This window comes from Novosphingobium sp. ZN18A2, from assembly GCF_036784765.1.
Lineage (GTDB): Bacteria > Pseudomonadota > Alphaproteobacteria > Sphingomonadales > Sphingomonadaceae > Novosphingobium.
In genome coordinates this window covers 2,721,085-2,739,066 of record NZ_CP136651.1, presented here as the reverse complement: position 1 = coordinate 2,739,066, position 17,982 = coordinate 2,721,085, and the positions used below count along the sequence as shown (strand labels likewise).

Sequence of the window (17,982 nt, the reverse complement as noted above, 5' to 3'; positions counted from 1 at the left end):
TATAGCCTGTTTTCAGCCGTTAACCGCGATTCATGGTTAAGGGTCTTTCACCATAGCCGCGGCTGAGGCATTGTCATGTCAGAAGGTGCCGGGTCGCCCGGCAAGCAACAGGATGACTGACAGACCGTGACCGCCCCGGTGCGCTTTCCCCGCTTCTTCGTGACGAGCCCGGCGCCGTGCCCGTACCTGCCGGGCAAGAGCGAGCGCAAGGTGTTTACCGAACTGAAGGGCGCGCATGCGGACGAGCTGAACGATGCGCTGGGTCGCATCGGTTTCCGCCGCAGCCAGACCGTTGCCTATCGCCCCAGTTGCATCGATTGCCAGGCCTGCGTTTCGGTGCGGGTGGTGGCCGACGCGTTTGAGCCTTCGGGCACCCAGCGCCGCATCCTGCGCCGCAATTCGGACCTTGTCGTGACCGCGTGCAAGCCGTGGTCGACACCGGAACAATTCGAGCTATTGCAGCGTTATCTTTCCGTTCGCCACCCGGGCGGCGGGATGGCCACCATGGACGAGATGGACTTCGCGGACATGGTGGAACACACGCCCGTGAAAAGCTATGTGATTGAATACAGGGAGCCGGGTGAAGATGGGAAGCCGGGCAAACTGATTGGGGCCTGCCTGACCGACCAACAGGGTGACGGCCTTTCGATGATTTACAGTTTCTATGATCCGCAACACGAGAGCCGGTCGGGACTTGGCACCTTTATCATTCTTGACCACATCCTTCGTGCCGAGCGGATCGGGCTGCCCTATGTCTATCTCGGCTATTGGGTCGAAGGGTCCGCGCGGATGCAGTACAAGGTCCGCTTCCGCCCGCTCGAACGGCTTGGCCGCGACGGATGGGAGCGCTTCGCCCCCGATGAGCAGGCAGGCGCGATCAAGCGCGCCGCCGCGACGCGCCGCGAAGACCTGGCAGAGCTTGAAGGCGGCAACAAGGATGGCGTGCCCGGCGGGCATGGGCGTTATCGCCACGACTAGCCGCCTTGCGGCTTTACTCTCAGCACTGTCCCTCGCCGTTTCGCCGGTCGCGCTCCACGCGCAGGACCGCAAGACGGACAAGGCGCTTGAGGCACTGATCCCCGATTCGGCGCTTGACGATCCGCAGGCGTGGGCGCGCGATACGGACGCGGCAAAGCAGCCCGCGCCAGAACCGGACCAGGCGGAAAAGGCGGTCGATCCGTCCGAACCCATGCCGGACCTGCCGGGCATGACGCTGACCTGGCCGGTGGAAAACGATATTCCCAAGGCCGAACGCCTGACGCCCGATCCCGACATCGCCGAGTCGCGCAAGGCGGCGGGCGAAGCGGTGGACGGGCTTGCCGATGCGAATGGCGATAACGGGGGCGACAATGGCGAATCGATGATTGCCGACGCCTACATCGTCGATGCCGGCCCGCAGGTGCAACTTGCCTTCCCGCGCGAGGACGCGGCCTTCCCCCAGCGTGACGAGCTGGCCAGCCGGTTCGAGGCGCTTTCCAGCCTGCGCCAGCTGGATACCAACGACGACAACCTGGCCCAGCTGGCCCGGCGGGCGAAATCGGATGCCGAGCTGCTCGACCGGCTGATGCGCTATTACGGATATTACGGCGCAACCGTGTACCAGACCGTGCAGCGCCCCGAACGGCAGGCGCAGGGCCAGTCGCAGGCGAACCAGACGTCGGGTGACGATAAGGCGAACGGCAATACCAACGGTGGCGGTAAGCCCGGCACAAGTTCGACCGGAAACGCCAACGGGCAAAGGCGCGGGCGGCGCGACGCGGAAAACGCGGTCGTGCGTTTCGATATCGTCCCGGGACCGCAATACACGGTCGGCAAGATCGCGCTGGGCGATCTTGAGCAGACGGGCGACGACTATACGAAGCTGCGTGATGCGTTCGGCCTGAAGACCGGCGATCCGCTGGAAACGCAGACCATCCTCAACGATGCATCCGCGCTCGATACCGCGCTGGGCGAAAGCGGCTATGCCTTCGCGCACGTCGGCGCGCCCGAACTGCTGATAGACCACAAGCCCCAGACCGGCGACGTGTCCGTGCCTGTCGAGAACAAGGGCAAGTTCCAGTTCGGGCAGGTGGTCAGCGCGCTGCCCAGGTTCCTGTCTTCGCATCACTTGCAACTGATCGCGCGGTTCCATCCGGGCGATATCTACAAACGCTCCGACGTAACCGACCTGCGCCAGGCGATCCTTGCCACCGGCCTTGTCTCTTCCGTCACCGTCAAGCCGAAGAAGGTTGCCGAACCGACCGGCGCCGGGCCGGGAACGGTGGACCTGGACGTTACCATGACCAAGGCGCCGCCGCGCACTATCGCGGGCCAGATCGGCTATTCCACCGGCCAGGGCTTCCGCGTCGCGGGAAGCTGGGAAAACCGCAACCTGTTCCCGCCCGAAGGGATGCTGCGCGTGCGCGGTGTGGCGGGTACGGACGAGCAGCTTGCGGGCGTGACCTTCCGCCGCAACAATTTCCTGCGCCGCGACCAGGTGCTGAATGCCGATCTTTATGCGCAGACGGTGCTGACCAATGCCTATCGCGCCAGCACGCTTTCGCTGACAACGTCGATAGAGCGGCAACAATCGCTGATCTTCCAGAAGCCGTTCGTCTGGTCGACCGGGATACAGCTTCTGGCCACGCGTGAAACCGATGCGCCCGATGCCAATGGCAATGTCCGGCGCAGGACCTATTACATCGCCGCGCTGCCGTCCCAGATCGCGTTCGATTACAGTAACGACCTGCTCAACCCCACCGATGGCTATCGCCTGTCGCTGCGCGCCTCGCCCGAATATTCGAAGACGGACGGCATCACGTCGCAATATGTGAAGGCGCAGTTCGATGGCAGCATATACAAGCCGGTCGCGGGTGACAGGGTGGTGCTGGCGGGCCGCGTAAGGCTGGGCAGCATCGTCGGGACAAACACCGATTACATCGCACCGTCGCGGCGGTTCTATGCGGGCGGCGCGGGATCGGTGCGCGGTTACGGTTACCAGAAGGTCGGCCCGCGCGATTCGCAGGGCGATCCCACCGGCGGCACCTCGCTTACCGAATTCAGCCTGGAAGCGCGTGTGAAGACCGGCCTTGTCGGCGGCGCGGTCAGCGTTGTGCCGTTCCTCGATGCCGGCACGGTCGGCACCGGGCAGTGGCCAACGCTGAAGGGCATGAAATACGGTGCTGGCGTCGGCATCCGCTATATGACCAACTTCGGCCCGATCCGCATCGACGTGGGCACGCCGCTCAATCCCGAACCGGGTGACAGCCGCATCGGCGTTTACGTGGCGCTGGGGCAGGCGTTCTGATGGCTGGGCAGGACGATATCCCCGGCGGCGCGGACGACGCGCCCGAAACCACCCCGGCAGAGGCGGTGCTGCCGGCGAAGCTGCGCCCGCACTGGTCGCGCCGGGTGGGCCGCGCGATCATGATGGTCGCCGGCGGAATCGCGCTGCTGGTCGCGGCGACGCTGTTCCTGCTCGATACCTCGCTCGGCCACCGTTTCGTGGTGGACCGCATCGCGGCGCTGGCGCCCGCCAACGGACTGCGGATCAAGATCGGCCGCGTCGAAGGGTCGCTCTATGGCGCATCCACGCTTCGCGACATCGTGATCAGCGATCCCAAGGGGCCGTTCCTCACCATCCCGCAGGCAGAGCTGGACTGGCGGCCGCTCGCCTGGCTCAATCGCGGGCTGGACGTGCGCAGCCTCGTCGCCCACCGCGGCCACCTGTTGCGCACCCCCGCGCTCAACCCCAGCACCAATCCGAACGCCAAGATCCTTCCCAATTTCGACATCCACGTCGGCACGCTGGTGCTCGACGATTTTTCCGTCGCCCGGGGCGTGATGGGAGAGCGGCGGCGCGTTGACCTTACCGCGCGCGCCGACATTCGCGGTGGCCACGCCATTGCCGACGTGAACAGCCGGCTTGGCGGCAAGGATCGCTTTGTCCTCCACCTCGATTCAGAGCCGGACAAGGGCAAGTTCGATCTCGCGCTGGATTACAACGCGCCCAAGGGCGGCTTGCTGGCCTCGCTTGCCGGGGCAGACAGCGCGATCTCCGCGCTGGTGCGCGGCAAGGGCAGTTGGAACGACTGGAAGGGCTTTGCCTATGCACGGCAGGACGGCAGGGAACTGGCCGCGCTGCGGCTGGACAACCGGTCGGGCAACTACCTGCTGGCGGGGCAGGTCCATCCCTACGGGCTGCTGACCGGGACTGCGCGCGCGGCGACGGGCAAGACGGTGTCGCTGGTCTGGCGCGGAACATTCGCGAGCGAGGTTTTTGCAGGGCATACATTCGTGCAGGGCGACGCGTTCCGCGCGAGCACGTCCGGCAAGCTGGACCTTGCAAGGAACCGCGCGAAGGATTTCTCCGTCAACGCGGTGCTGACCCGGCCCGCGCAGGTGCTGTCCTCGCCCGGCCTTTCCGGCGTGCGCCTGACGGCGAAGGCGAACGGCGCGTTTGACGACATTTCCATCGAACACACGCTTTCGGTCGCGCGGCTGAAGGCCGGGTCGTTCGAAGCGGAAGGGCTGCGCCAGCAAGGCGTCCTGTCGCGCGGCGGCGATGCATGGTCGTTGCCGCTCAACCTCACGGCGCGGCGCATCGTGGCGGGCAATGCCGAACTGGACCGGCGGCTTTCCGGCGGGAAGATCACGGGCACCGTCACGCTGAAGGGTAACGAGCTGCATTCGCAGCGCATCGCTGCCGACTTCAACGGGCTGGCCGCAAGGATGACGCTGCGCGGCAACGTGGCGAAGGGGGGCTATGCGCTTGCCGGGCCGGTAACCGCGCGCGGCTTTGCCTTGCCCAACCTCGGCGCGGTGAATGCCGATGCGATGGTGCTGTTCAGCGTGGGCGCGAGGCAGCCGTGGGCGCTTGGGGCAAGCGTCAACGGGTCCATGCCGCGGATCGATAACGCCACACTGGCCAACCTGACCGGCGGCAACGTGCGCTTCCACAGCAAGCTGAGCCTTGGCGGCGGGTTGCCGATCCTGTTCCGCGATACGCGCCTGTCTTCGAAGAAACTCAACCTTGCGATCAACGGAAAGCGGCTGGCGAACGGGCGCACAACCTTGAACGGCAAGGGCGGCAGTGCCGATTACGGTCCGTTCACGGTCGAAGCCGCGATGGACGCCAAGGGGCCGAACGCGGTGCTGGTCTTCGCCAGCCCGTTGCCCGCCGCGGGCCTGAAAGACGTGCGCGTTGCCCTTTCGCCCATAACCGACGGGTTCAGGATCGAAGCGAAGGGCGGATCGGCGCTTGGTCCGTTCGATGGAACGCTGGGCCTGTTTTCGCCGAAAGGCGGGCCGACCCGGCTGGATATCCAGCAGCTGAAAGTCTGGAAAACCGGCGTTACCGGCAGTCTGGTGCTGGGCGATGGCGGGGCGAGCGGCCAGCTGGCGCTTTCGGGCGGCGGGCTGGACGGCACGATCGCGCTTGCGCCGCAAGACAGCGGGCAGTCGGTCAAGGCGAAGATCAGGGCCGACCATGCCAGCTTCGCAGGGCCGACGCCGCTTTCCATCGGAGAGGCGGACATCGATGTGGACGGGCTTTTCGCCAAGGGCAAAAGCACCGTAGATGCAACCATCCACGCCGTCGGCGTGGGCAGCGGGCAGCTTTTCATCGGCCGCCTTGCCGCCAACGCGAAACTGGAAAACGGGTCCGGCCTGGTCACGGCTTCCATCGCCGGCCGGCGCGGCAGCCGGTTCGAACTGCAAGGGCAGGCGAATATCGCGCCCGGAAAGATCGTTGCGCTGGCGCAGGGCCATTTCGCGGGGCGCCGCATAAGGATGCCGCGCCGCGCGGTCATCACGCACGGAGACAGTGGCTGGACCCTTTCGCCCACGCAGGTGAGCTATGGCCGCGGCATCGCGATCGCGCAGGGGCATTTCGGCGGCGGGTTGACCGACGTGAAGCTCCAGCTTGCGCGGATGCCGCTTTCGATTGCCGATATCGCCGTTGCCGACCTGGGGCTGAGCGGCAATGCATCGGGCATCGTGACCTATCGCGACGACGGGACGGGAGAGCCGACCGGCGATGCCAGGCTGATGGTCAAGCGGCTGACGCGTTCGGGCCTTGTGTTCACCTCGCGTCCGATAAACCTGGCACTGGTGGCGCGGCTCGACCCGTCCAGCCTTCAGGCCAAGGCGGTGGTGGATGAAGACGGCACGACGCGCGGCCGCGTGCAGATGGTGGTTTCGGGTATGCCGGCGGGCACCGGCCTGATGGCCCGGCTGCGTGCCGGACGCCTTGCCGCGAAGGCGCGCTACAAGGGGCCGGCGGACGCGCTTTGGCGGCTCGCCGCGGTTGAAGTGTTCGACATGACAGGCACCGTTTCCGCCACCGCAGACGTTTCAGGCACGATCGACGAGCCGGAATTTCGCGGGAACGTCGCCAGCACGGACCTTGAAGTGCAAAGCGCGCTGACCGGCACCGATCTTTCCGGCGTGCAACTGAGCGGCACCTTCAACGGTGCGCGTCTTTCGCTGGCGCGCTTCGCGGGCAAGACGCCGAATGGCGGCAGCGTTTCGGGCAGCGGCACGGTGGACCTGTCGGACCTGCTGACCAAGGGCGCGAAGCTGGACTTGCGGATTGCCGCGGCGAACGCGCAATTGCTGAAGCGTGACGGGCTGGGCGCAACCGTTTCCGGCCCGCTGCGCATCGTCAGCGACGGCACCAACGCGGGCGGAACAATCGCCGGGCGCCTGCGCATAGAACGGGCCAACTGGGCGCTTGGACAGGCGGCGGGGGCCGAAGCCGTTCCCGAATTGAAGACCACGGAAGTCAACCGCCCCGCCGATATCGCGCCGCCGCGCGCCGCGTCGGGCACGTGGCACTACATGATTGACGCTTCGGCGCCGGACCAGGTGGACGTGCGCGGGCTGGGCCTTACCAGCGACTGGAGCGCGGACGTGAAGCTGCGCGGTACCACGGCCGAACCGCGCATTACCGGGCAGGCCGATCTTGTACGCGGCGATTACCAGTTCGCGGGGAAGACCTTCGAACTGACGAAGGGGCGCATCCGGTTCTTCGGCGCATCGCCGCCCGATCCGCAGCTCGATATCGTGGCGACGGGCGATGCGAACGGCGTGACCGCGACGATCAACATCACCGGCTCCGCGCTGAAACCGGTCATCTCGTTCAGTTCCACCCCGGCCCTGCCGGAAGACGAACTGCTGAGCCGCCTGTTGTTCGGAACGTCGATCACCAACATTTCCGCGCCCGAAGCGGTCCAGCTTGCCGCGGCGCTGGCATCGCTTCGCGGCGGCGGCGGGCTAGACCCGATCAACAAGCTGCGCAGCGCCATCGGGCTGGATCGCCTGCGCATCGTTGGCGCCGATCCCACGATCAATCGCGGCACCGCCATCGCAGTGGGCAAGTACATCGGCCAGAAGTTCTATGTGGAACTGGTGACGGACGGGCAGGGCTATTCCGCCACGTCGGTCGAATTCCGTTTCACCCGCTGGCTTTCGCTGCTGTCCACGCTTTCGACGATCGGCGACAACTCGGTCAACGTGAAGGCGAGCAAGGATTACTAGGCTGGCCGGTTGCGCGCAGGCGGGCGAGTCGCGCGTGCCCGTTGTCGCGCCGGCACGTATGCGTTCGCGCTGTCTTTCCTAACGCAAGCGCGCCTGGCGGCGTCCGGTCGACTGACCAATTCCGGTATAGCCGCCTGAATTAATGAAAAGTATTGCTCTTGTATTCGTGAAAACGCAAATACAAAATATATATAACCCAGTTAACCGTGCGTAATTGCGGGTTGACTCCTCGAAATATAACGAAGAACGTCCCCGCCAGATTGCCGGGAGGATGAAGTAGAGTTCAAAAATTTTATCAATTCAACAAATCAAACCTGATTTGCATGGCGGGTCGCATCGGCAATCGTCCGAACTGCTGAGGAGCGCGCTATGCCATATGCGATTGACGCCGGATCCCTTTCCGAATTCCAGTGCCGCCTGATCGGCACATGGAAGAACGATCCAGACCTTCTTGTCGACGGCAGGCCGCCGTCTTTCAACGTGATGCCCCTGCCGCAAGTGGAAACGCAGCCGAGCCGCCCGGCCGGCAGCCAGTATGGCGGCTTCATCCTGAAGAACTTCAGTTTCAACGAAATCATCCGCTTCAACGGAAGCATTATGACCGCCGACCCGGCCGAGCATATCGACACCGGGGCACTGGCGGTCGTCGCCGGCGCGCCGAACAGGGGCGGCACCTATACGCAAACGTCCCACGCCGTGTTCTATGACCAGCTTGTGTTCGTTGCCGACGGTCCGGACAAGGACAAGGTGATCCATGTCGAAAACGGGGCCTGGCTCCATTTCGGAAGCGCGCAGCAGCTTGTCGGCCCCTATGGTCCCGACGCCTACCCCGGTCCGGTCCTGCGTCAGCCGTCCTATGTGACGGTGGCAAAGCAGATTTCGGTTCCGCACGGCAATTCGGTGCTGGCACTGGGCAGCGTCGACCTGAACGACCGCGATCACTTCAACAGCAGCCTCACCGACCACGGCAGCAAGTTTATCTTTCGCGGAAAGCCCGAACTGCCCGATGCGCCGGTTCCCTATCCGGCGCCGGCGGACCAGGCGTCTGCTCCCTATTGCGATGCCTATGCAGTGCAACTGGGCGACGAAGCCAACCCCGGTGCGGGTGAATACGAAAACCCGCTGCCGTCATGGACGCTGAATCCGAATTACCCGTTGCAGGCGGGGATCGATATCCTGAAGCCGCGCTATTTCATCCACTGGCGCGTGACGACCGAGCCGCTGCTGGGCGACAAGGGCCATGTGACCAACGTGCCTTTCGAACAGCGCAAGTCCGAAGTGACCGCCTATTGGGCCGATTACTGGCTGCTGTCGCACGATGCCGACAGCTTCGATTACCTCGCCTATTCGCAGACCATCATCATGGAGATGGACCTGCTGGTGAAAGACCGCAACGGCGACGAATCGTTCCAGCGGTTCGTGTTTCCCCACGTCACCACCAACATCGTGAAAAAGGTTTCGGGCAATCCCTCGCAAGCCAGGCAGGCGACGCCCGCGCCGCTGCAATAGCTCCGCCCGAAACGCGCGCGCCGACCCACGTGCACGCGGCGCAAACGAAAGAGGCCTCCGCAGCGATGCGGAGGCCCCCTTCATTTGTTCGGTCAAGAGGTGTGGATCAGGCGGGAAGCCCGCTGATCGACTTCACTTCCATGAAGTCCTTGAGTCCGTGCAGACCGCCTTCGCGGCCGTTGCCCGACTGCTTGTAGCCGCCGAACGGCGCGCCCGGCGTGGGGCCCCAGTTGTTGATCGCAACCATGCCCGCGCGCAGTTCCGGTGCGATGTCGGCCGCCTTGGCCGGATCGCCCGAAATCACCGCCGACAGGCCATAGCTGGTGTCGTTGGCGATCTGGATGCCTTCTTCCAGGCTGTCATACGCCATGACCGTGGCGACCGGGCCGAAGATTTCTTCCTGCGCGATGCGCATGTCGGGGGTGACGCCCGAAAACACCGTCGGCTGGATGTAATAGCCGCGATTGACGTTCGCGGGCAGGTCCGGACCGCCGGTTTCAAGCTTCGCGCCCTCGTCGATCGCCGACTGGATCAGGTCGCGGATCTTGTCGTACTGCGCCTTGTTCACGACCGGGCCAAGGTGGTTGCCTTCCTGCATCGGGTCGCCAACCGGCGTGGCCGAATACATCGCGGTAAGGAACTGCGCGGCCTCTGCCTCGCGCTCACGCGGGACAAGGATGCGCGTGGGCGAAATGCAGCTCTGGCCGGTGTTCACCAGCGGACCCATCGCGGTGGGGGCAAGGTGCTGCGCGAAGTCGGCGTCGGGCAGGACGAGGTTAGGCGACTTGCCGCCCAGTTCCTGGTGGACGCGCTTCACGGTATCGGCCGCCGCCTTGGCGACGAGGATGCCCGCGCGGGTAGAGCCGGTGAAGCTGACCATGTCGATGCCGGGGTGCGAACTGATCGCCTGGCCGACGCCCGGACCGTCACCCTGGACAAGATTGAACACGCCCGCCGGTACGCCCGCCGCATCAAGGATCTCCGCGAAGATCGCGGCGTTGGTGGGGCACTCTTCCGAAGGCTTGAGGACGATCGTGTTGCCGCCGGCCAGTGCCGGGGCGACCTTCAGCGCGATCTGGTTCAGCGGCCAGTTCCACGGCGTGATCATGCCGACGACGCCGATCGGCTCGTAAGCGACGGTATAGGCGCCGTGGTTTTCGGTGAAGTCGAAATTCTTCAGCGCTTCGATCGTGCCCATGAAGGCGCCGATGCCGGCCCCGGCCTGCGCGGTGGTGCCCAGGCTGAGCGGGGCGCCCATTTCCTCGGCCATCGAAACGGCAAGATCCTGCACCCGCTTCTTGTATTCCTCGATAATGCGCTGCATCAGCGCGATCCGCTCTTCGCGGGTGGTCTTGCTGAAGGTCTTGAAGGCGCGCTGCGCGGCGGCAACGGCCTTGTCCACATCAGCCTGCGTGCCGAGTGTGATGGCGCAGCATGCCTCTTCCGTGGCGGGGTTGATGACCTCGTGGCGCTTGCCGCCTTCGCTGTCGACCCACTTGCCGTCGATATAGTTTTGAAGCCGCTCACGCATGGGAATCTCTCCGTGTTTTAATGGACCGGTTAACTGGCCCCATTTCGGCCTCTTGCCGCTCGATTGCAAGATGCAACCCGCGCCAATGCGTCTTGTGGAGCCGATTTTGCGAAATGACGCGGAAATCGACCGGCTATCGCTGTGATGGATAATGCCGCGCCGTGGAAGGTGCGGGGGGAAGTACGGGCGCGCGGAGAGTAAGGGAGGGGGGATCGCACCACGCGCCCGCTTGCCAAACCAACGCATCGGAAATGCGAAAGGTTCCGACAGGCCGGATCGTTCAACAGGCGATCACGTTCGCCGCAAGGCCGCCAAGGCTGGTTTCCTTGTACTTGGTCGACATATCCAGTCCGGTCTGGCGCATCGTTTCGATCACCTGGTCAAGCGATACGCGCGGACTTTCCGAATTGTGCAGCGCCAGCCTTGCGGCGTTCACCGCCTTTACCGCGGCGATGGCGTTGCGTTCGATGCACGGGATCTGCACCAGCCCGCCCACCGGGTCGCAAGTGAGGCCAAGGTTGTGTTCCATGCCGATCTCGGCCGCCGCCGCAACCTGTCCGGGGCTTCCGCCCCAGACCGCGGCAAGCCCGCCCGCGGCCATGGAACAGGCCACGCCCACTTCGCCCTGGCATCCCATTTCCGCACCCGAGATCGACGCGCGCTGCTTGTAGAGCAAGCCGATCCCCGCCGCCGTCAGCAGGAAGCGCCGTGTCTTGGTGAAGACGGGACCGCCTTCCTCGCAGCAATAGTGGCGCAGCACGGACGGGATAATGCCCGCCGCGCCGTTCGTTGGCGCGGTAACCACGCGCCCGCCGCTGGCGTTCTCCTCGTTCACCGCCATCGCATAGAGGTTGAGCCAGTCCATCAGGCACTCCGGCTCGTTCGGGGCGGCGCTGGAGACGAGGTTTTCGTGAATTTCACGGGCGCGGCGGCGCACTTTCAGCGGGCCGGGCAGATATCCGTCGCGCGACAGGCCGCGATCGATGCATTCGCACATCGCGCGGGCGATACGGTCCAGCCCTTCCATCGTTTCGGGTTTCGCCCGCCAGCTCGCCTCGTTGGCGAGCACCACGTCGGAGATGGACAGCGCCTGCGTGCGGCAGATGTCCAGCAGATCGTTCGCCGAAGCAAAAGGAAAGCGCGCATCGGCGGCCCCGGCAATCAGGTCGCCCTGCGCGGGCTGTTCCAGCTGGCGACGCGTGGCGAAAAAGCCGCCGCCGGTGGAATAATACTCGGCTTGCGCAATCTCGCCGCCTTCATCGTCCAGCGCGGCAAGGACCATGCCGTTGGGGTGCAGGGCGGGGATGACATCGAAGGCAAGGCACAGGTCGCGCGCCGCATCGAAGGCGATTTCGTGCTTGCCGAGCAAGGCGATGCGGCCTTCGGTCCGTGCTTTCGCAACGGCGGCGTGCGCGGCTTCGGGGTCGAGCGTTTCCGGGTTGAGGCCCATGAGGCCCATCAGGCAGGCATCGGGCGTGCCGTGGCCCACGCCGGTAAGCGCAAGCGATCCCTGCAATGTCACCTCTATACGTGCGACCCGTTCCAGCGCGCCCTGGCGTTCGATCCGCTCAAGGAAATCGGTCGCGATCCGGATCGGCCCCACGGTGTGCGAACTGGACGGGCCGATTCCGATGCGGAAGAGATCGAGTACCGAGATCATCGATTGCGGCTCTGCTCTTCCGGCATGGGTGGTTGCAAGCGAAATCAACCGGACGGCGGAATGAACGCGCCCGCCGGTCGTGATCCGCCGTACTAGCTGGCGGGCGCGGATGCGGTTTTCGGTGCCGCGGTTATCGTTCCCGTCTTTTCGTCCCAGCGTCCATCACGCTTGGCTTCCAGCCGCTTCAGCATGTCGCCGGCGGATTCGTGGTATGCGATGTTGGTGTATTTGGCGGCCGCTTCGCGGTAGGCCTTGTCGCGTTTTCTCTTGCGCCGTTCGTTCCCGTCGAACGTGCCATAGGCGCTGGGCGAAATCGTGAAAATTGCCGCCTTGATCATGCCGCGCATTTCGTAATCGCGCGCGACGAGGTAGCGCACGTCGTCGTCTTGCGGGATCAGCTTGAATGCCTGCACAAGCGCGTTCTGCGCCCCGGCTGAAGGCAACACGCCTTCCTTGAGATAGCTCTGGTAATAGGCGATGCGCGGCCACGTTGCGGTCGCGTCACTGTTGATCGCGCGCGCCAATGGTTCGCGCGCCTCGTCCCACGCGGTTGCGTCGTCTGAGCCGGATCCGGCCAGTTCCGCTACCTGGACCATGCCAAGAGCAAGGTCGCCGCGCACGTTGCCGGGGTCTATCGACAGCAGGCGCTGCGCGGTGGCGCGAGCCTGATCCATTTCTCCTGCGACGCATTCGGTCAGCGCCAGCACGCCAAGGGCATAGGCATTGCCCGGGTTGGCCTCTACGACCGAACGGACGCGCCGGGCTTCGGCGTCGGCTTCATTAACCTTCATGCCCGAGCGCAATTTGATCTCGGTCGAGATCAGCTTTTCCTCGACCGGCGACAGGTGGCGCACCGTAACCTTGCTGATCGCAAACGGTTTGAGTTTGATCGTCAGTGCGGTGACGTGCCCCGCATAGTCATGGACCTTTTTGTCGAAAGCATCGAGGTCGCCGAACGAATCCTCTGCTGCCTTTTCGTATGGCACGCCTTTGGTTATCGCACGCAGGAACGAGGCCATTTCCTTGCCCACTTCGGGTCGGGCGGCAGCCATGTGCGTCAGCAACCAGCCTTCGGCATACAGGCTGCTCAAGTTCGTCACATCGCCATAGCTTTTCGCAGTCAGCACCTTGCGGATCGGCAGCCAGTCCTTCAGCGATTCAAGCCGGCCGACCGGAGCATGGCCGACCACGATCACGTTGTTCGGCTCGAACAGCATGGTGCCATAATACTCGGCAAAGCCTTCAGGATAGAACGTGGGGTAGTTGGTCGGGAAATACTGGAACATCAGGTGATGCAGGTATTCGTGCTGCGTCACTTCTGCATTGATGTTGTAGATGCGTTTGAGCCGAGAGCCAGGTACGGGCGCTTCCACGGGCTTGCGGAACGTAATGAGATGCGCGCCCTGTGGGCTGGTGGTGTAGTACCCGGCAACGCCACGCCCGCCGCCAGGCATTGTTGCCTGCACATCCTGCATTGTGCCTAGTTCATAGATCGTCAGCGGTTTGGGGCTGGGCGGCTTGTCGTTGCCGGTTACCGCGCGCACGAGATGGTCGAGCTTTTCAAGGTTCTGGACGGTTTCGACCGATTCCTGTTCCTTGCCCTGACTATAGAAACGAAAATTGGGCGAGCTGACTTCCAGCCAGTCGGCGTGGGCAGTCGAAGGCTGCAACGCCGCAATGCCGATGCCGAACACCGTTGCCCAGGTCATTGGCTTCATATGCAACGTTCCCCTTTCGCATCCGTGATGTAGTTCTGGCGTCATTGCGCCACCGATTCAACAGGATGACGTTCATTGCGGACTGAAACCGCAAACAAAAAGGGCGCCCGGATCGCTCCGGACGCCCCTTGCTGTTTCGGTTCCGATCCGTGCGGGATCAGGCCGAATAGTACATGTCGAACTCGACCGCCGACGGCGTGGTTTCCCAGCGCAGCACTTCCGGCCACTTGAGTTCGAGATAGGCGTCGACCTGGTCCTTGGTGAAGACGTTGCCTTCAAGCAGGAATTCGTAATCGGATTCCAGGCTTTCCAGCGCTTCGCGCAGCGAACCGCACACGGTCGGCACTTCGGCCAGTTCCGCCGGGGGCAGGTCGTAAAGGTTCTTGTCCATGGCTTCGCCGGGGTGGATCTTGTTCCGGATACCGTCGAGGCCGGCCATCAGCAGCGCCGAATAGGCGAGGTAGGGGTTGGCCATCGCGTCGGGGAAACGGAATTCCACGCGCTTTGCCTTGTCGCCCGCGCCATAGGGGATGCGGCACGAGGCCGAACGGTTGCGCGCCGAATAGGCGAGCAGGACCGGCGCTTCGTAACCCGGAACCAGGCGCTTGTAGCTGTTGGTGGTGGGGTTGGTGAAGGCGTTCAGCGCCTTCGCGTGCTTGATCACGCCGCCGATGTAATAGAGGCACATGTCCGACAGGCCGGCATAGCCGTTACCGGCGAACAGCGGCTTGCCCTTGTTCCAGATCGACATGTGGGTGTGCATGCCCGACCCGTTGTCCTTCATGATCGGCTTGGGCATGAACGTGGCGGTCTTGCCATAGGCGGCGGCGACCTGCTGGACCACGTACTTGTAGATCTGCATGCGGTCGGCGGTCTGCACCAGCGTGCCGAAGGTCAGGCCCAGTTCGTGCTGGGCGGCGGCCACTTCGTGGTGGTGCTTGTCGCAGGGCAGGCCCATTTCCAGCATCGTGGCGACCATTTCGCCGCGGATGTCCACCGCGCTGTCGACCGGGGCGACCGGGAAATAACCGCCCTTCGCGCGCGGACGGTGGGCGAGGTTGCCGCCTTCGATGTCCTTGCCCGAATTGGTCGGCAGTTCGATGTCGTCGATCTTGAAACCGTTGCCGTCATAGCCGTCGAAGAACTTCACGTCGTCGAACATGAAGAACTCGGCCTCGGGGCCGACGAACACGGTGTCGCCGATGCCGGAGCTCTTCAGGTAGGCTTCGGCGCGCTTCGCGGTGGAGCGCGGGTCGCGGGCATAGAGGTCGCCGGTCGACGGTTCCACGATGTCGCAGTTGATGATCATCATCGGCGTGGCCGAGAACGGATCGATATAGACCGATTCAAGGTCTGGCTTCAGGATCATGTCGGATTCGTTGATGGCCTTCCAGCCTTCGATCGACGAACCGTCGAACATCAGGCCGTCTTCCAGTTCGTCCTCGCCGATCACGCCCGCAACCATGGTCAGGTGCTGCCACTTGCCCTTGGGGTCGGTGAACCGCAGGTCGATCCATTCGATTTCCTCATCCTTCACCTGGGCGAGGATGTCCTTTGCTTTAGCCATCTTGGTCCTCTTGACTGGCCTTGCGCGATGCAAGGGGTTTGGGGTGGAAGTTCGCCCGCGCGGTTGGCGGGCAAGCCCTCCGTTTTTCCGGCCCGCCGGGTGTCCGGCGGGTTGAAATGCGTGTCAGACCGCGTCCTCGTCGCGCTCTCCGGTGCGGATGCGCAGCGCGCTGTCGATCGGCACGACGAAGATCTTGCCGTCGCCGATGCGGCCGGTCTGCGCGGCGGCGGCGATCGCCTCTACCGTGCGTTCCACCATGGCGTCGGGCACTACGACCTCGAGCTTTACCTTGGGGAGGAAGTCAACGACGTATTCGGCGCCGCGATAGAGCTCCGTATGGCCCTTCTGCCGCCCGAAGCCCTTGGCCTCTGTAACTGTGATTCCGGAAACCCCGACTTCGTGAAGCGCTTCCTTCACTTCGTCGAGCTTGAACGGCTTGATAATCGCCTCGACCTTTTTCACGGACCCTTTGACCCCTGCAACGCTCTACCGGCGGGTTCTTCCCGAAGGCCCGGACGGGCTGTTCGGAAGTGCCGGCGGTTTGTCCATACGGCACGAGCCTAACAAGAATCGTGCCATGCTCACTTTCCCCGACCTAGGACATCGCAAGGCGCGGGGAAAGCGTCAATTTCGCGGTTGCAGTAAGAAAAGAATCGCGCGCAACGGCGATTGGCACGCGAAATTGCGCGCCAGCGCTGCCGCACTGCACAAAGTTTGCGCAGCGATCTGCCTAAATATTAGGCAGTCGCGGTGTCGTAATATTAGGCAGTCGCGGTGTCGTAGGGCGGCTTGTGCAGCCCCTTCGGGCTGAGCGTGAAGATCTCGCACCCGTCTTCGGTAATGCCGATCGAATGTTCGAACTGGGCCGAAAGCGACCTGTCGCGCGTAACCGCCGTCCACCCGTCGTCCAGCAGCTTCACGCCCGGCTTGCCCAGGTTGATCATCGGTTCGATGGTGAAGAACATGCCCGGCTTCAGTTCGGGGCCGGTTCCCGCGCGCGCGGCGTGGACCACTTCGGGCGCGTCGTGGAACAGGCGGCCGACGCCGTGGCCACAGAATTCGCGCACCACGCCATAACGCTGGCGTTCGGCATGGGCCTGGATCGCCGCGCCGATATCGCCCAGTCGGGCGCCGGGCTTCGCGTGCTCGATCCCGATCATCAGGCATTCATACGTCGTATCGACCAGCCGCCTGGCCTTCAGCGGCACATCGCCGACAAGATACATGCGGCTGGTATCGCCGTGCCAGCCGTCGAGCAGCGGTGTCACATCTATATTGACGATGTCGCCGTCCTTCAGCGTCTTTTCCGAAGGAATGCCGTGGCAGACCACATGGTTGATGGAGATGCAGCACGAATGGGTATAGCCGCGATAGCCCAGCGTCGCCGGAACCGCGCCGGCATCGAGCGTCATCTGCCGCACCACGTCGTCAAGCTCGCCCGTCGTCACGCCCGGCTTCACCAGCGGAACCAGCGCGTCAAGGATTTCGGCGGCAAGGCGGCCCGCCTTGCGCATGCCTTCGAAGCCGGCGGGGCCATGCAGCTTGATGGTGCCGTCACGCGGCAGGACGTCGCTTTCGTCCACGGTTACATATTCGGTCATGCCGCCCATGTAGCGAACGCTTCGCAAAATTGCGAGGGGAGGGCGCGCCCGTCAGCCGCCATTCGCGAAATATTCGCGCCAGGCCGGTTTCACCGCGCGCAGCACGGCATCCGTTACCGGCACGGCGACGTCATACGTCCCTTCGGCATAGGGGCCGGCGGCATAAGGGGCGATCAGGATGTCGATCCGGTCGAACGTCTTGCCGTTCGACGATCCAAGCACCAGCGTCTGGCGCAGTGGGTCGATGCACTGCACGAATTCGCTGATGCCGCCGCCGATTGTGTGGCCCTGACGCCTTTCGATGCGCTGCTTGTCCAGTTGTGCGCAAAAGTCCTTGCGGATCGCGCCGCGCAGCGCGTCTTCCGAAACGAACAGGTCGATCGGTTTGCGCCTGGTATCCGCGGCCTTGTCCCACAGCAGCGTTTCGAATCCGGTCATCCCGTGCGCGCCGCCGGTGAAGGCATATGTCTCTCCCGACAGGCTGAGCCAGCCGGGAAGGCTGGCAACCACCTTCCAGTGTTCGGTCCGGTCATATGGCCGGAAGGGATAGCCTTGCCGCTCCGCATCGTCGCGCGCGTCCTTCGCTTCGTTCGCCAGTTCGCTCTTCGCCTTGTCGAGATCGGCATCGAGCCACGTCTTGAGCGCGGGGATCGCCCCCGCTTGCGCGGGATAGGAATAGGCGAAGGAATAAAGGTCGTTGGCTTCCTTTACCGTTCGCGCGGTTGCTGGCGCGGGACTGGACGCCGCCTGCGCGCCGCCGCCCGCATCGTCGGGCGATCCGCCGCCCGAACAGGCCGCAAGGAGCAAGGCCGAAAGCAGGGCCGAAACGGGCGCAGGGGGCAGGCGCATGGGAATTTCCTCTCGCGAATGAGGCGCGG

Annotated in this window: 11 protein-coding genes; 4 read left to right on the top strand and 7 right to left on the bottom strand. The window is 64.1% G+C overall.

Annotated features, from left to right (window positions below):
• Positions 1-126 precede the first annotated feature (126 nt).
• From RXV95_RS13055 to RXV95_RS13040, 4 genes are all read left to right on the top strand, one after another.
• On the top strand, positions 127-978 hold the full coding sequence (locus tag RXV95_RS13055; protein ID WP_338466472.1) for an arginyltransferase: 852 nt from the start codon (positions 127-129) through the stop codon (positions 976-978).
• Positions 938-3,286, top strand: a complete 2,349-nt coding sequence (locus RXV95_RS13050) for a BamA/TamA family outer membrane protein (protein ID WP_338466471.1) — start codon at positions 938-940, stop codon at positions 3,284-3,286. Before RXV95_RS13055 ends, RXV95_RS13050 begins: the two co-directional genes overlap by 41 nt.
• Positions 3,286-7,518 carry a translocation/assembly module TamB domain-containing protein gene (locus RXV95_RS13045; RefSeq protein ID WP_338466470.1) on the top strand — a complete coding sequence of 1,411 codons (4,233 nt, stop codon included), beginning with the start codon at positions 3,286-3,288 and terminating at the stop codon, positions 7,516-7,518. Before RXV95_RS13050 ends, RXV95_RS13045 begins: the two co-directional genes overlap by 1 nt.
• 369 nt (positions 7,519-7,887) lie before the next feature.
• Positions 7,888-9,027 (top strand): hypothetical protein, encoded by a 1,140-nt coding sequence (locus RXV95_RS13040; protein WP_338466469.1) that lies wholly within the window; start codon positions 7,888-7,890, stop codon positions 9,025-9,027.
• Positions 9,028-9,133: 106 nt separating this feature from the next.
• Here RXV95_RS13040 and RXV95_RS13035 read toward each other — a convergent pair whose 3' ends face one another.
• The 7 genes from RXV95_RS13035 to RXV95_RS13005 form a co-directional block, all read right to left on the bottom strand.
• Positions 9,134-10,558: an aldehyde dehydrogenase family protein gene (locus RXV95_RS13035; protein WP_338466468.1), complete on the bottom strand. Its 1,425-nt coding sequence runs from the start codon at positions 10,556-10,558 to the stop codon at positions 9,134-9,136.
• A gap of 280 nt (positions 10,559-10,838) precedes the next feature.
• Complete coding sequence (locus RXV95_RS13030) at positions 10,839-12,218, bottom strand: L-serine ammonia-lyase (RefSeq protein WP_338466467.1); 1,380 nt, start codon at positions 12,216-12,218, stop codon at positions 10,839-10,841.
• A 92-nt stretch (positions 12,219-12,310) separates the two neighbouring features.
• Positions 12,311-13,936, bottom strand: a complete 1,626-nt coding sequence (locus RXV95_RS13025; RefSeq protein ID WP_338466466.1) for a hypothetical protein — start codon at positions 13,934-13,936, stop codon at positions 12,311-12,313.
• Between the two features lie 157 nt (positions 13,937-14,093).
• A complete protein-coding gene (gene glnA, locus RXV95_RS13020) occupies positions 14,094-15,503 on the bottom strand; it encodes a type I glutamate--ammonia ligase (protein WP_338466465.1) in 1,410 nt (469 codons plus the stop codon).
• A 123-nt stretch (positions 15,504-15,626) separates the two neighbouring features.
• Positions 15,627-15,965 (bottom strand): P-II family nitrogen regulator, encoded by a 339-nt coding sequence (locus RXV95_RS13015; protein ID WP_338466464.1) that lies wholly within the window; start codon positions 15,963-15,965, stop codon positions 15,627-15,629.
• Between the two features lie 299 nt (positions 15,966-16,264).
• A complete protein-coding gene (gene map / locus RXV95_RS13010) occupies positions 16,265-17,104 on the bottom strand; it encodes a type I methionyl aminopeptidase (RefSeq protein WP_338468564.1) in 840 nt (279 codons plus the stop codon).
• A 51-nt stretch (positions 17,105-17,155) separates the two neighbouring features.
• Entirely contained in the window at positions 17,156-17,953 is a 798-nt protein-coding gene (locus RXV95_RS13005) for a DUF4163 domain-containing protein (RefSeq protein ID WP_338466463.1), read from the bottom strand.
• Positions 17,954-17,982 lie beyond the last annotated feature (29 nt).